This is a genomic window from Sphingobium sp. IP1 (assembly GCF_002708645.1).
Lineage (GTDB): Bacteria > Pseudomonadota > Alphaproteobacteria > Sphingomonadales > Sphingomonadaceae > Sphingobium > Sphingobium yanoikuyae.
This window is the reverse complement of record NZ_NOIW01000128.1, coordinates 1-12,922: the sequence shown is the minus strand read 5'-3', so window position 1 is coordinate 12,922 and position 12,922 is coordinate 1. Positions and strand designations below refer to the sequence as shown.

Here is a 12,922-nt window from a genome sequence, read left to right as displayed (position 1 = left end):
GAACGGCAAGGCGGCGAGCATGACCGCCAGCAGCAGGGCCGACAGCCAGCCGCCGCTCGCCGCCAGGATCACGCCCGCCAGCGCCGCCATCAATCCGGCGATCCGGCTCGGCCGGCGCACCACCAGCTCCTCCAGCGCGTCGATGTCGCCGGTCAGCCGCGCGGCGGCGTCGCCGCTGGACAAAGGCAGGGCGGTGCGGCTGTCCTGCGCGGCGAGGCGCGCGAACAGGCTGGCGCGCAGGCCGCCCATGGTTTCGAGCGCGGCGCGGTGCGACCAGAGCCGCTCGCCATAGCGCGAGACGGTGCGCAATATGGCGAGCAGCCGGATCGCGGCGCTGGGCACCAGATAGTTGAACGCCTGCACCGCGACCGTGCCGGCCGCACCGGCCATGGCGGCGGCGGTCAGGAACCAGCCGGCCAGTGCGAGCAACGCAATGCCGGCCAGCGCCGCTATGACGGCGCACAGCGTCGCGCGGCGCAACAGCGTGGCGGAGCTTGTCGCCTTGTCGAGCGCGATCCGGATCGGGTTCACAGCATCACCTCCAGACGGGCGGCGGCGGTCAGGCGATGATCGTGGGTGGCGACCAGGATCGCGCGCTCGGCCGACAAGGCGACCAGCAGGGCGATGATGTCGGCGGCACTCTGCGCATCCAGATCGGCGGTGGGTTCGTCGCAGAGCAGGACCGGCCGTTCGGACAGGATCGCGCGGGCGAGGCCGATGCGCCGCCGTTCGCCGCCCGACAGGCCAGTCCCCTGATGATCGATGGGCAGGTCCAGCCCCTCCGGCCGTGTGGCCAGCATGGGCGTCAGACCGACACGCGCGGCAACCTGCGCGATCTCCGCTCGGTCGGCATCGGGGCGGGCGAGGGCGATATTGTCGGCCAGGCTGCCGGGCAGCAGCAGCGGCCGCTGGGCCGCCCAGGCGATGCGGGCGGGATCGACCGGAGACAGTTCGCCCGAGGCCGGGTCAATCTGTCCGGCGATCGCGGCGAGCATGCTGCTCTTGCCGCTGCCGGTCGGTCCGGTGAGGGCGATCAGGTCATGCGGCTTGAGCGCCAGGCTGACCGGGCCAATCCCCGAACCGATGCCGATCCGCAAATCCCTGAGATAGAGGCCATCGAACGGCGCACTTGCAGGATGTGGTGCGGGCTCCGCTTCCGGCAGGGCGGCAGCGATCGCCTTTTCCGCCGCTTCGCCCATCTGCTTGTCATGATAGGCTGCGGCCAGGCGGCGCATCGGCAGATAAAATTCCGGCGCCAGCGCCAGCGCGAACAGCGCGGCGCGCAGGTCCAGTGTTTCGGGGACAGGGAAGGGCAGCAGGCCAAGCAGCGCAAAACCGCAATAGACCGCGACCAGTGCCACCGAGAGCGCAGCGAAAAATTCCAGCACCGCACCCGACAGGAAGGCGACGCGCAGCACCGCGCCGGTGCGGGTCGCCACCTCCTGCGCGGCGCCCGCCACCTGCCGGCTGATCCGCGCCTGCGCGCCATGGTGACGGATCAGCGGCAGCGCGCGCAGCCGGCCGACGAACAGGCCCGACAATTCGGCCAAGGCCGCCAGTTGCCGCTCCGCCGCCGCCCGCGCCGCCGTGCCCGCCAGCACCATGCCAAAGGCGAAGGGGATCAAGGTCGCCAGCATGATCGCGGCGCAAACCCAGCTTGCGGTCGCAACGATTGCGGCGACCAGCAGCGGCCCCAGCACCGCCGCCTTGCGGATCGGCAGGAAGCGGGCGCCATGCGCCTCGATCGCGGCGAGATGGTCGATCGCCAGCGTGGCATTCTCGCCCGCCAGCAACGGTCGGGCCAGCCGTCCGCCCAGCAGCCGGGGCAGCAGCGTCGATCGCTGCGCGGCGACGATGCGCTGGGCCGACCGGATCGTCTGGACATGGGCCAGCATCAGTCCGGTCGCACGCACCAGCCCGCCGGCCGCTAGCAGCAGCGGCGACAGCCAGCCGATCGCGACGCCATCGGCCAGCGCACTGACGCCCTGCGCCAGTCCGGCCGCGAAAAGAGCGGCGCCGATGATGTCGATGACCCAACCCATGCCTGCGGTTTTCCCTAGCTAGACCTTGCGTCCCATTCATTTAGGTTTGGCGGCAGAATATAATTTGATCTGTCTCAATGATGTAGCGCCGTCACGTCCATATTTCGCCAGCCAACTTGGTTCAGGGAAGAAAGGGGGTCGCGATGATAAGCATGGCCGTCGTTGAATTATCCAGGCTGCAATTCGCTCTCACAGCTTTATACCATTTCCTGTTCGTGCCCCTGACGCTGGGCCTTTCCTTCATGCTCGTCATCATGGAAAGCGTCTATGTCATGACGGACCGCCCGATCTGGCGGGATATCACCCGCTTCTGGGGCAAGCTGTTCGGGATAAACTTCGTCCTTGGCGTGGCCACCGGCCTCACCATGGAGTTCGAATTCGGCACCAACTGGGCCTATTATTCGCACTATGTCGGCGACATATTCGGCGCGCCGCTGGCGATCGAGGGCCTGATGGCCTTCTTCCTGGAGGCGACCTTCGTCGGCCTCATGTTCTTCGGCTGGGATCGCCTGTCGAAGCGCGGCCACCTGCTCACCACCTTCATGGTGGCGCTGGGGTCGAACCTGTCGGCGCTGTGGATCCTCGTCGCCAATGGCTGGATGCAGCATCCCACCGGTGCGACCTTCAACCCGCAGACGATGCGGATGGAAGTGACCGACTTCATGGCGGTGATCTTCAATCCGGTCGCCCAGGCGAAGTTCGTCCACACCGTCAGCGCCGGTTATGTCTGCGCCAGCGTCTTCGTGCTGGGCGTGTCGGCTTATTATCTGCTGAAGGGCAAGCATATCGCCATTGCCAAGCGCTCCTTCACCGTCGCGGCCGCCTTTGGCCTTGCCGCGTCGCTGTCGGTCGTCGTGCTGGGTGACGAAAGCGGCTATGCGCTGACCGAGAACCAGAAGATGAAGCTCGCCGCGATCGAGGGCATGTGGCAGACCGAGCCTGCGCCGGCCGGCCTGACCCTGTTCGGCCTGCCGTCCAACAGCGGGCGCGAGACCACGCATGAGATCAAGGTGCCCTATGTGCTGGGCCTCATCTCCACCCGCAGCCTGACCGGCGAAGTCACCGGCATCAACCAGCTGGTCGACACCGCCAAGGTACGGATTGCCGCCGGCATCATCGCTTATGATGCGGTCGAGACGCTGAAGGTCGATCGCAACGACCTGGTCGCGCGGGAAGCGTTCGAGCGGAACAAGGCGGATCTGGGCTATGCCCTGCTGCTGAAGCGCTTCATCGCCGATCCGCGCCAGGCCGATGCCGCGACGATCGAGAAGGCGGCCTGGAGCACCGTGCCCAATGTGCCGGCGATCTTCTGGATGTTCCGCATCATGGCGGGGCTGGGCTTTGCCTTCATCGCCTTCTTCGCGACCGCCTTCGCCTTCTCGTCGATGCGGCGGTTCGATGCGCGCTGGTTCCTGAAACTGGCCCTGTTCATGATGCCGATGCCCTGGATCGCGATCGAGGTCGGTTGGGCCGTGGCGGAAATCGGGCGCCAGCCCTGGGCGGTGGACGGCGTGCTGCCGACCTTCCTTGCCGCCTCCAGCCTGACGGTGCCGCAATTGTGGACCACCATCATCGGCTTCACCCTGCTCTACGGTATCCTGGCGGTGATCGAGGTGAAGCTGATGCTCGCCACCATCGCCAAGGGGCCGGAACGCTATGTCCCCTGGCGGCCTGACAGCCCTGCCGAGCCGGCGCCGGATTTCCGCGCCGTGCCCGCCGAATGACGCCCGCCAACCGGAGTTAGGACAATGACCATTCCGCTTGATTATGAAACGCTGCGCGTCATCTGGTGGCTGCTGCTGGGCGTGCTGCTGATCGGCTTCGCCCTTACCGACGGCTTTGACCTCGGATCGGCGGCGCTGCTGCCCTTTGCCGGCCGGACCGACGAGGAAAGGCGCATGATCATCAACAGCGTCGGCGCCACCTGGGAAGGGAACCAGGTCTGGTTCATCCTGGGCGGCGGCGCCATCTTTGCCGCCTGGCCCTTCGTCTATGCCGTCAGCTTTTCCGGCTTCTATCTCGCCATGTTCCTGGTGCTGTCGGCGCTGATCCTGCGGCCCGTCGGCTTCAAATATCGATCGAAGAAGCCGGATGCCCGCTGGCGGGCCGGCTGGGACTGGGCGCTGTTCGTGGGCGGCCTGGTGCCCGCGCTCGTCTTTGGCGTCGCGGTCGGCAATGTGCTGGTGGGCGCGCCCTTCCGCCTCGATGGCGACCTGCGCATGTTCTATGAAGGATCGCTGCTGGGCCTGTTCACGCCCTTCACCCTGCTGACCGGCCTGCTGTCGGTCGCGATGCTGGTGCTGCATGGCGCCGGCTGGCTCAGCCTCAAGACCGAAGGGCCAGTGCTGCAGCGCGTGCGCCTTTATGGTCAGGGCGCAGCGATCCTGTCGATCATTCTGTTCGCCATCGGCGGGCTGTTCGTCGCCTGGAGCGGCATGGGCTATCGCGTCGATGGCGTGATCGATCCCAATGGCCCGTCCAACCCGCATCTGGGCGGCGCGGTCACGGCGGCGGGCGCCTGGCTCGACAATTATGCGGCGCATCCCTGGATGCTGCTGGCGCCGATCCTGGGCTTTGTTGGGCCAGTGCTGGCATTGCTGGGCATTCGTGGCCGGCGCGACACGCTGGTCTTTGCCGGATCGTCGATCGCCAATGTCGGCATCATCAGCACCGTCGGCCTGTCGATGTTCCCCTTCATCCTGCCCAGCTCGATCGATCCGGGTTCCAGCCTGACCGCATGGAATGCCTCGTCCAGCCACGGCACCTTGTTCACCATGCTGATCTGCACCGTCATCTTCCTGCCGATCGTGCTGGCCTACACGGCCTGGGCCTACAAGGTGATGTTCGGCCGGGTGACCGAGCGGGAAATCCGCCTCAACCCCGACTTTTACTAAGGATCCGACCTATGTGGTATTTTGCCTGGATATTGGGCGTTGGCCTGGCCGTCGGCTTCGGCATCCTCAACGGCGTCTGGCACGAGTTCCATTCGGAACCCGGCGAATATTGAGCTGACAGATAGCGCCCCGGCGGTTTGACACGGCCGGGGCGTCACGCCACCCCGTTGCGGCCATGGATATGCAGGGGAAGGGCATGGACGAAGAGGCTGCAACCGCCCGCATCGCGCGCCGCCATGCCCAGATATTGGGCGATGCGCCCCGCATCGAAGCGCTGAGCATCGACGAATATAGCGCCGATCTCGACCCGCTGATCCGGCAGATGATCGCCATCAACCAGAGCATCGACGCGCGCGAAGCGGACCTGCTGACCGACGTGACCGATGCGCAAGCACAGGGGCAGGGCGACATGTCCGCCGTGCTGGCACGCCTGCCCGAAATCATCCGTACCATGATGCGCCATCCGGCGCTGTTCGCCCGCCAGACGGATGTCGGCGTCACGCTGCTGACGCAGGGCAAGCTTTCCGCGCGCGATCGGGAAATGGCGATCCTGCGCGTCGCCTGGCTCTGTCAGGCGCCCTATGAATGGGGCGAGCATGTGATGATCGCGCGCCATGCCGGCATCGCTCGGGAAGAGGTGGAGCGGATCGTGATCGGTTCGGCCGATCCGGGCTGGAACGACCATGACCGGGCGATCCTGCGCGCGGTCGAGGAACTGCATGGCGACGCCATGATCGCCGACGCGACCTGGGCCGTGCTGGCGGCGCGGCTGGATGAGGCACAACTGATCGAGCTGACGGTGCTGATCGGTCAATATCAGGCCGTGGCCTATTATCAGAACAGCCTCAAGCTGCGCCTGCACGGCGGCAACAAGGGGCTGTCCGCCCGATAGGCCCGACCGTCAGATCGGTTCAGTTGGCCGGTTCAGCCGATCCGGTCACTCGGCATGTTTCGGGGCGGGACTGTCCACCCTGACGAAGCCGTGCGGGGTCTGGACCCACTGGCCGGCCTTCTTGCTGGTCGGCGTGAAGGCGACGCGGGCTTGGGGGCTGCTAGCGCTACGAATTGGCTTCATGGCTGGATACTCCCTGTTCCTTTTCATTCTATCCAAAATCACGCTGAACGAACCTCGGGAATAGTACGGGGATCGTCTATTTTCGGGATATTTTGTCGGATTGGATATTATTGCGGCCTTGAAATGCAAATTCACAAGTGCCCCTTTTGTTCCTAAGGAAAATCGCAAAATTGGCATGGTTGGGGTGCATCGCTACGGTGATTGGTTTGTCCAAATTGGTCATGCCAACTTGCAGGGGCGCAGGCGCCGGGTTAGCCTCCCGCAAAATCGAGGGAGGATGCCGTGACGAAGGGCCGCATGTTGATGCTGGGAAGCCTGTCCCTGTTGGCGATGACGGGCGTGACGCTGGGCGCGGCCACGCCTCCTGCCGACCCCGGCCGCTTTGCTCAGGTCGTAAAGGTCGATGACCAGTATCAGGCCTATAATGTCGAGATGGTGGAGGTGGTTGGCGGCCGCTTCTGGGCACCCTATCCCAAGCCGGGCGAGGCGCGGCCCCAGCCGGCAGCCGGCGGCAGCGGCGGTGTCGATATCGCCGCCGTCATGTTCCGCAAGCGCGAGCCGATCGACCTGACCGGCGACACGCGGCTGCGCAACCTCGCCCGCGCGCTCGGGCCGACCCATGTGCGCGTGAGTGGCGGCTGGGCCAATGCGGTCTATTTCCATGACAGCGATACGCCGCCACCCGCAACGCCGCCCAGGGGCTATCAGAGCGTCCTGACCCGTGCCCAATGGGCCGGTGTCGTCGATTTCGTGAAGACTGTTGGCGGTAAGCTGGTCGTGTCCTTCCCGGTGAGCGACGGCGCGCGCGACGCATCGGGCGTATGGGATCCCGATCAGGCGCGCCGGCTCAACGCCTATACCGAGAAGTTGGGCGGCCACATTTATGCCGCCGAACTGATCAACGAACCCAATGCGGGGTCTATGGTCGGCCTGCCCAAGGGCTATGACGCGGCCGCCTTCGCCCGCGACATGGCCGTCTTCCGCGCGTTCCGCGATGCCGATGCGCCGCAGATGAAGATCGTCGGGCCGGGCAGCACGGGCGAGGCCGGCTTCGTCATCATGCCGCGCAATATCGGCGTGGTGCCGACCGACGCATTGATGAGCGCCGAGCCACGGCCCAGGGTCGATATCTTCTCCTATCATTTCTATGGCACCGTCTCGAAACGCTGCGCCGCGATGGACAAGAGCGCGGGGATCAGCCCGGACCGGGCGCTGGACGAGGACTGGCTGGCGCGAGCCGATCTCAACGCGACCTATTATAAGGAACGGCAGCAGCGTTTCGCGTCCGGCACAGACATCTGGATCACGGAAACGGCGCAGGCGGCCTGTGGTGGTGACGCCTGGGCAGCAACCTGGCGCGACAGTTTCCGCTATGTCGACCAGTTGGGGCGACAGGCGAAGCAGGGCGTGTCCGTCGTCTTCCACAATACGCTGGCGGCCAGCGATTATGCGCTGATCGACGAGGCGACGATGATGCCGCGGCCGAGCTATTGGGCTGCCGTCCTATGGGCGCGGCTGATGGGCAATGTCGTGCTGGATGCGGGGCAGAACGCGGGCAAGCTGCATCTCTACAGCCAGTGTCTGCGCGGCACACCGGGCGGCGTCGCGCTGGTCGCGATCAATCTCGATACCGCCAATCCCGCCAGCCTGTCGCTGGCCGGCAAGGCGACCCGCTACACCCTGACCGCCGACAATCTGGACGCGGGCAGCGTGAAGCTCAACGGCCAGACGCTGGCGGTGGGGCAGGATGGCGTGCTCCCCAATCTCAAGGGCGTCGCCGCGCACGGCATGCAGTCGTTGCCGGCGGCAAGCATCAGCTATCTCGCCTATCCCGATGCCCGCAACCCGGCCTGCCGCTGACCTCTGAAGGGTCGGGCGGGCCGGGAAAGGGGCTGTTCGGCGCATCAGGCCAGGGCCAGGGCAAAGGCGCCCATATGGGCGATGATGGCGCAGCACATGATGGCGATCGCGCTTTTGGTGCTCAGAAAATCGGTCATGGTCGGTCTCCTTGGCCGGTCGGAGCGGATGATCCATTCATCGGCCCGCCGGTATGAGGGGAAGCGATGGCAGCCCACGATTGACGGGCAAGCGGCTTTTCGTCACGCAGGAGGAACAGAAGAAAAAGCGCGGAAAACCGGGCCCTTCGCGGTTCGCGTTTCGCGAATGGAGAGGGGGATTGCGTGAAACGTCTCCGCCGTGTGCTGCTCGAACTCTGGGCGATGCTGCCGGTCGCGGCGGTGGTCGGCTTTCTTGGTCCCTTTGGCACCTATTTGTCGGGCGATTTCCTGCTGCGCGCCGGGCGATGGTGGATCATGCTGATGGGCGCCTATATCCTCGCGCGGCCGACGCTGATCGCCTGGCAAGCTATTGCGCGGGCGACGCGGTTGCCGCGCGGGTCTCTGGTCTTCTGGGGCATGGTCGCCTCCAGTTTTCCCATGGCGCTGATCTGGCGGCTGGTCGGGCGGGACGAGGTGCGACTGCTGGGCGGCTATGCCGGCCTTTTGCCCTTCACCTTGCTCTGTTGCCTGCTGGTGATGACCATCGCCTGGTGGGCGGAGCGGGCGGACGCGCATCTGCTGCGCTATTATTATGATGAGCATATGGGGCCGACCACGGTCTTCGCGTCGGCGCGGGAAGAGGCCGTGCCGATGGACGCACCAGCGAAAGGGGCGGATGTTCGCCTCCATCGCCGGCTGAGCCCCGCCTTCGCCGGTCCCATAGTCGCGCTGGAGAGCGAGGATCATTATGTCCGTGTCCATGGGCAGCGCGGCAGCGAGCTCATCCTGATGCGGCTGCGCGACGCCATTGCGGAGATGGATGATGTGTCCGGCGCGCAGACCCATCGCAGCTGGTGGGTGGCCAAAGCGGCGCTTGCTGACGGGGCAGCTGTGGGCAAGGGCCGGGAAATCCCCCTGACCAACGGCCTGTCCGCGCCGGTCGCGCGCGATTCCGTCGATCGGCTGCGCCAGTCCGGTTTCCTGCCGGACTGACGCGGCAGGATCAGAGGATCAGGTTCAGCGCGACGATGATCAGGATCGCCGCCAGGATCGTACGCAGCACCGCTTCGCGCACATGCGAGGCGAGCAGGCTGCCGACGATGATGCCGGGGATCGACCCGATCAGCAGCGATGCCAGCAGCGACATGTCGACCGTGCCCAGCCACCAATGGCCGATGCCCGCCACCAGCGTCAGCGGCACGGCATGGGCGACGTCGCTGCCAACGATGCGGGCGAGCGGCGTGCGCGGATAGAGGATCAGCAGCGCGGTCGCGCCGATCGCCCCGGCCCCGACCGATGTGATGGTCACGGCTACGCCGACGATCACGCCCAGCAATATGGTGAGGTTGCGGGTGGTGGCAGGGCTGCGATCCTGGCCATGGGTGCGCGACCAGGCCGTGATCCGATCGCGGAACAGCAGCACCAGGCCGGTGAGGAACAGCATCACCCCCAACGTCACCTTGATCGGATCGACCACGGCGGCCGACGGCGGCCCCATTGCCCGCAGCGCCATCAGCGCGCCGATCGCGGCCGGCATCGACCCCAGCGCCAGCCAGCCGACGATCGCCCAGTCGACCGATCGCTTCCAGCCATGGACCAGGCTGCCCACGCTCTTGGTGACGCAGGCATAGAGAAGATCGGTGCCGACGGCCGCAGCCGGGTGGAAATTGAACAGCAGCACCAGGATCGGCGTCATCAGCGATCCGCCGCCAACGCCGGTCAGCCCGACCAGCGTGCCGACGATGAAGCCCGTCAGGGAATAGAGCGGATTGATCGTCACGGCCGCTCCTGCGGTGCATGACGACAGGCGGTGCGACCCATCATGGCGTCACCTAAGGGCGTTTGCGCTGCCCATGCAAGTCCCTGCACTCGATCCATATCCCTGCGTCCCCCTTATGTTTCGCGGTGGGACATAGCGGACGCCATGGCGGGGTGAAACCCGCCCCTTGCTTGAGGGGGGTGATAGCTTTGCTATGGACGGCGCGCGCCACATATCGCTCCCGCGGCTGTCTGGCCCGCGTCCGAGCGCCTAGCGTGCCGGGATAAGCGACAGGAGCAGGATATGGTGGAACGGGCACGGGTGGCGGTGGTGACGGGCGCGAGTTCGGGCATCGGCAAGGCGATCGCCAAGGCCATGGCGCGGCAGGGCTGGCGGGTGATCGGCACCGGCCGCGATCCCGAACGGCTGGCGGCTGCAGAGGCCGAGATAGCGGCGGAGGCGGCCGGCGCGCCCGTCACCATGCTGCGCGCCGACCTGTCGCTGCTGGGCGGCGCCGCCCAACTGGCCCAGGATATCGCCGCGCTGACCGACCGGGTCGACCTGCTGTTCAACAATGCCGGCGGCATGACCGACAAGCTGGTGATGACGGACGAGGGGCTGGAGGCGAATTTCGCCGGCAATCATCTGGGGCCGTTCCTGTTGACGCAGCACCTGCTGCCGCTGTTGCGCAAGGCGGCACAGGATCAGCCGGCGGGCGCGGTGCGCATCCTCAACACCGCCTCCGACGCCAGCGAGATGATCCCGTCGATCAACCTGGACGACATGCAGAATCTGGAACAGTTCAGCCCCGGCATGGCCTATTGCACCGGCAAGCTCGCCAATGTGCTGTTCGCCCGCGCGCTGGCCGATCGGCTGGCGGGGGAGGGGATCGTCGCCCATGCGGTCCATCCCGGCGCGGTCGACTCGAACTTCTTTTCGCATGCGCCGGCCGATACGCAGGCGCGCTCGCGCGGACTCGACAAGGCGAGCGAAGCGGACGGAGCGGACACGCTGGTCTGGCTGGCGACTGCACCGGAAGGGGCGGTCAGCAATGGCGGCTATTGGTATCGCCGCGCACCGCGCACGCCCAACACGCTGGTCGAGGATGCAGCGATCGTCGATCGCTTCTGGCGGGAAAGCGAAAAGCTGATCGCGGCGCATGGCCGCTGAGAAAGCAAGGCGCCCCGGACCGGCAATCCCCATCGCCGGTCCGGGGCAGTCCCTCCCCCAGGGAACTTATTCCGGCACCTTCACCTGCGCCAGGCGGGGCGAGAGCAGGTGGATCGCCAGCAGGGCGATGAAATAGGCGCTGCCTGCGACGGCGAAGAGCGGCGCATAGCTGCCGATGCTGTCGAGGATATAGCCCGCATATTTGGCCATCAGCATGCCGCCGATCGCGCCTGCCGTGCCGCCGATGCCGACCACCGACCCGACCGCCGCGCGTGGGAACATGTCCGACGGCAGGGTGTAGAGATTGGCGGAAAAGGCCTGATGCGCGGCGGTGGCGATGCCGATCACGAGGACGGCGACCCACAGATTGTCGATCGACTGGGCAAAGAAGACCGGCGTGACCGCGGCGGCGCAGACCAGCATGGTCAGCTTGCGCGCGGCGTTGACGCTGTGCCCGGCCTTCATCAGCCGTCCCGACAGCCATCCGCCGGCCACGCTGCCCAGGTCCGACAACAGATAGATGGCGACCAGCGGCGGGCCGAAGCTGATGAGGTCGAGGCCATAGCGCTCGCCCAGATAGCCCGGCAGCCAGAAGAGGAAGAACCACCAGATCGGGTCGATGCAGAATTTGCCGATGGCAAAGGCCCAGCATTCGCGCACGGCAATCAGCCGGCGCCAGCCGATCGGGGTGATCGGGTCGGCCGGATCCTGCTGGATATAGGCGAGTTCGGCGGCGCCGACACGCGGATGCTCCTGCGGCCGGCGGTAGAAGATCAGCCAGGCCGCGAGCCAGACGACGCCGAATATGCCGGTCGCGATGAAGGCGAAGCGCCAGCCATATTGGATGGTCAGCCATGGCACCAGCAGCGGCGTGATGATCGCGCCGACATTGGCGCCGGCGTTGAACAGGCCGATCGCGAAGGCGCGCTCCTTCTGCGGGAACCATTCGGCCACCGCCTTGATGCCCGCGGGGAAATTGCCGGATTCGCCGACGCCCAGGCCAAAGCGGGCGAAGGCGAACTGGGTCACGCTATGCACGCCGCCATGAGCCACATGGGCGATCGTCCAGATGATGATCGCGACGGTATAGCCCAGCCGCGCGCCGATCGCGTCGACCAATCGGCCAAAGCCCAGATAACCGATTGCATAGGCCGCCTGGAACCAGAAGACGATATTGGCATAGTCGGTTTCCGACCAGTGCATCTCGGCCGCCAAAGTGGGCTTCAGCACGCCGATCATCTGCCGGTCGACATAGTTGATCGCGGTGGCGGCGAACAACAGCCCGACGATCACCCAGCGATAGCGCCCGACCCTCTGGGTTGCTCCGGCGACGGCCTCGTTCATTCTCTTCCTCTCCTCTTGCCCTGCGACCTTGTCAGGCGGCCGCTTGGGGGCGGATGACGCAGTGTGCGGTGCCGAGCGGTCCGAAGTCCGCAACCACCGTCTGCCCGACGCGCACTTCATGCACGCCGGTGACGGCGCCTGTCGATATCCATGCGCCCGGTTGCAGCCTTATGCCGCGCGCGGCGAGATTTTCGAGCAGGAAACGCACGGAGCCGATCGGCCCGTCGGGGAAGCTGACGGCGCGGCCGGTGCCAGCGACGACGCCATCGATGCTCAGGCTGATGTCGATCTCGGCAAAGGCCAGATTTTGCCAGTCCGGCACGGCCGCGCCGATCAGCAGGCCGTTATTATTGCCGAAATCCGAAACGGTAACGGCCGGGCCATGTTCGTTGATGCCGGTGAAGGGCGAACTGGCGATTTCCAGGCCGATATGCACGGCGTCGACCAGCGCGGCGGCTTCCTCCAGCGTGAAACTGGTCTGGGCCGGGTCGGGCGCCTGGCCGATGCGCAGCAGGAATTCCGCCTCCGCCGCGCCAAAGCCCTGGGCAAAGACCAGTCCGGTGGCATCGGGGGTCAGGGCATGGATGGTCGGGGTGAAGATCGGCCCGGCCAGCCGATCGGCGCCGAAACGCTCGACCAGC

13 protein-coding genes are annotated in these 12,922 nt (G+C 66.2%); 7 read left to right on the top strand and 6 right to left on the bottom strand.

The genetic code is table 11. The annotated features are described in order from the left end of the window. Both CG471_RS26090 and CG471_RS26085 read right to left on the bottom strand, forming a co-directional pair. Positions 1-531 (bottom strand): ABC transporter transmembrane domain-containing protein (locus tag CG471_RS26090; protein ID WP_257211694.1); only part of this gene is annotated, 531 nt, incomplete at its 3' end. Continuing rightward, the gene (locus CG471_RS26085; RefSeq protein ID WP_099234249.1) at positions 528-2,042 is read right to left on the bottom strand and encodes an ATP-binding cassette domain-containing protein; all 1,515 of its coding nucleotides are present in this window, start codon (positions 2,040-2,042) and stop codon (positions 528-530) included. The genes CG471_RS26085 and CG471_RS26090, both read right to left, overlap by 4 nt. A 143-nt stretch (positions 2,043-2,185) precedes the next feature. Between CG471_RS26085 and CG471_RS26080 the strand changes: the two genes are divergently transcribed. The 4 genes from CG471_RS26080 (at position 2,186) to CG471_RS26065 (ending at position 5,828) form a co-directional block, all read left to right on the top strand. Further along, positions 2,186-3,766 carry a cytochrome ubiquinol oxidase subunit I gene (locus CG471_RS26080; protein WP_037512324.1) on the top strand — a complete coding sequence of 527 codons (1,581 nt, stop codon included), beginning with the start codon at positions 2,186-2,188 and terminating at the stop codon, positions 3,764-3,766. A gap of 24 nt (positions 3,767-3,790) precedes the next feature. Continuing rightward, positions 3,791-4,936, top strand: coding sequence for a cytochrome d ubiquinol oxidase subunit II (gene cydB / locus CG471_RS26075; protein ID WP_099234248.1), 1,146 nt, complete (start codon positions 3,791-3,793; stop codon positions 4,934-4,936). Between the two features lie 11 nt (positions 4,937-4,947). Continuing rightward, the gene (cydX, locus tag CG471_RS26070) at positions 4,948-5,049 is read left to right on the top strand and encodes a cytochrome bd-I oxidase subunit CydX (RefSeq protein ID WP_004207768.1); all 102 of its coding nucleotides are present in this window, start codon (positions 4,948-4,950) and stop codon (positions 5,047-5,049) included. Positions 5,050-5,132: 83 nt separating this feature from the next. Then, positions 5,133-5,828 carry a carboxymuconolactone decarboxylase family protein gene (locus tag CG471_RS26065; RefSeq protein ID WP_099234251.1) on the top strand — a complete coding sequence of 232 codons (696 nt, stop codon included), beginning with the start codon at positions 5,133-5,135 and terminating at the stop codon, positions 5,826-5,828. A 45-nt stretch (positions 5,829-5,873) separates the two neighbouring features. Here the strand turns inward: CG471_RS26065 and CG471_RS30835 are convergent, their stop codons facing one another. Beyond that, a complete protein-coding gene (locus tag CG471_RS30835) occupies positions 5,874-6,011 on the bottom strand; it encodes a hypothetical protein (RefSeq protein ID WP_004207766.1) in 138 nt (45 codons plus the stop codon). Positions 6,012-6,293: 282 nt separating this feature from the next. Between CG471_RS30835 and CG471_RS26060 the strand changes: the two genes are divergently transcribed. Next, positions 6,294-7,871 (top strand): hypothetical protein, encoded by a 1,578-nt coding sequence (locus tag CG471_RS26060; RefSeq protein ID WP_257211693.1) that lies wholly within the window; start codon positions 6,294-6,296, stop codon positions 7,869-7,871. 338 nt (positions 7,872-8,209) lie between these two features. Then, the gene (locus CG471_RS26055; protein ID WP_099234247.1) at positions 8,210-9,001 is read left to right on the top strand and encodes a LytTR family DNA-binding domain-containing protein; all 792 of its coding nucleotides are present in this window, start codon (positions 8,210-8,212) and stop codon (positions 8,999-9,001) included. Positions 9,002-9,011: 10 nt separating this feature from the next. Here the strand turns inward: CG471_RS26055 and CG471_RS26050 are convergent, their stop codons facing one another. Then, positions 9,012-9,788, bottom strand: coding sequence for a sulfite exporter TauE/SafE family protein (locus CG471_RS26050; RefSeq protein WP_099234246.1), 777 nt, complete (start codon positions 9,786-9,788; stop codon positions 9,012-9,014). 282 nt (positions 9,789-10,070) lie between these two features. On the opposite strand from CG471_RS26050, the gene CG471_RS26045 reads away from it, so the two are divergent. Next, a complete protein-coding gene (locus CG471_RS26045) occupies positions 10,071-10,937 on the top strand; it encodes an SDR family NAD(P)-dependent oxidoreductase (protein ID WP_099234245.1) in 867 nt (288 codons plus the stop codon). A gap of 66 nt (positions 10,938-11,003) precedes the next feature. Here CG471_RS26045 and CG471_RS26040 read toward each other — a convergent pair whose 3' ends face one another. Further along, on the bottom strand, positions 11,004-12,281 hold the full coding sequence (locus CG471_RS26040) for an MFS transporter (RefSeq protein ID WP_099234244.1): 1,278 nt from the start codon (positions 12,279-12,281) through the stop codon (positions 11,004-11,006). 31 nt (positions 12,282-12,312) lie between these two features. After that, on the bottom strand, positions 12,313-12,922 hold a 610-nt coding region (locus CG471_RS26035), incomplete at its 5' end, for a 2-keto-4-pentenoate hydratase (RefSeq protein ID WP_099234243.1).

Bases quoted from the DNA above. Each gene is read 5' to 3' on its own strand.
- CG471_RS26065 (WP_099234251.1), top strand. From the start codon at position 5,133: ATGGACGAAGAGGCTGCAACCGCCCGCATCGCGCGCCGCCATGCCCAG.
- CG471_RS26040 (WP_099234244.1), bottom strand. From the start codon at position 12,281: ATGAACGAGGCCGTCGCCGGAGCAACCCAGAGGGTCGGGCGCTATCGC.
- CG471_RS26085 (WP_099234249.1), bottom strand. From the start codon at position 2,042: ATGGGTTGGGTCATCGACATCATCGGCGCCGCTCTTTTCGCGGCCGGA.
- cydX (WP_004207768.1), top strand. From the start codon at position 4,948: ATGTGGTATTTTGCCTGGATATTGGGCGTTGGCCTGGCCGTCGGCTTC.
- CG471_RS26045 (WP_099234245.1), top strand. From the start codon at position 10,071: ATGGTGGAACGGGCACGGGTGGCGGTGGTGACGGGCGCGAGTTCGGGC.
- CG471_RS26080 (WP_037512324.1), top strand. From the start codon at position 2,186: ATGATAAGCATGGCCGTCGTTGAATTATCCAGGCTGCAATTCGCTCTC.
- CG471_RS30835 (WP_004207766.1), bottom strand. From the start codon at position 6,011: ATGAAGCCAATTCGTAGCGCTAGCAGCCCCCAAGCCCGCGTCGCCTTC.
- cydB (WP_099234248.1), top strand. From the start codon at position 3,791: ATGACCATTCCGCTTGATTATGAAACGCTGCGCGTCATCTGGTGGCTG.